The following is a 381-nucleotide window of genomic DNA, read 5'->3' as shown; positions in this document are numbered from 1 at the left end:
CCGGAGGCGCGGTAAACGTCAATGCGCAGATCGGCCGGGTTGATTTCGATATCGATATCGTCATCCACTTCCGGATAGATAAATACGGAACTGAAGGAGGTATGGCGGCGGCCGCCGGAATCGAATGGGCTCTTGCGTACCAGGCGATGCACGCCGGTTTCAGTACGCAACCAGCCAAACGCATAGTCGCCGATAATCTTGATGGTTGCCGATTTCAGGCCCGCGACGTCGCCGTCGGACTCTTCAATCACTTCCGTTTTAAAGCCTTTGGATTCCGCCCAACGCAGGTACATGCGCAGCAGCCTGCTGGCCCAGTCCTGCGCTTCGGTGCCGCCGGAGCCTGCCTGGATATCCAGATAGCAGTCCGCGCTGTCGTATTCA

The 381-nt window shown here is 57.7% G+C and carries 1 protein-coding gene; it reads right to left on the bottom strand.

What is annotated here, in order from left to right; genetic code table 11:
* Window positions 1-381 (bottom strand): PCRF domain-containing protein (locus DUK53_RS17390; RefSeq protein ID WP_124893270.1); only part of this gene is annotated, 381 nt, incomplete at both ends.

Source organism: Listeria sp. SHR_NRA_18, assembly GCF_003856515.1.
GTDB classification, from domain to species: domain Bacteria; phylum Bacillota; class Bacilli; order Lactobacillales; family Listeriaceae; genus Listeria_A; species Listeria_A newyorkensis.
The sequence above is the reverse complement of the archived record's forward strand: the minus strand, read 5'-3'. Positions and strand labels throughout refer to the sequence as shown.